Source organism: Haloarcula argentinensis DSM 12282 (assembly GCA_000336895.1).
In the GTDB taxonomy this organism is placed as follows: domain Archaea; phylum Halobacteriota; class Halobacteria; order Halobacteriales; family Haloarculaceae; genus Haloarcula; species Haloarcula argentinensis.
Window position 1 is genome coordinate 1 of sequence record AOLX01000020.1, and the last position, 234, is coordinate 234.

Annotated in this window: 1 rRNA gene; it reads right to left on the reverse strand. The window is 58.5% G+C overall.

The window, feature by feature from the left end:
* Positions 1–234, reverse strand: a 16S ribosomal RNA gene (locus C443_RS11410); the annotation flags it as partial.

The window sequence follows — 234 nt, forward strand, 5'->3', positions numbered from 1 at the left end:
GCTACGGACGCTTTAGGCCCAATAATATCGGCCATCACTTGGACTGCCGGTATTACCGCGGCGGCTGGCACCGGTCTTGCCCAGTCCTTGTTCCTGTACCACCTTACGGTACAGAAAAGCGAGGGCTATATGCCCTCACACTCGGAGTCCCCCTATCGCACTGTCGTGCAGTGTAAAGGTTTCGCGCCTGCTGCGCCCCGTAGGGCCCGGTATCTTGTCTCAGATACCGTCTCC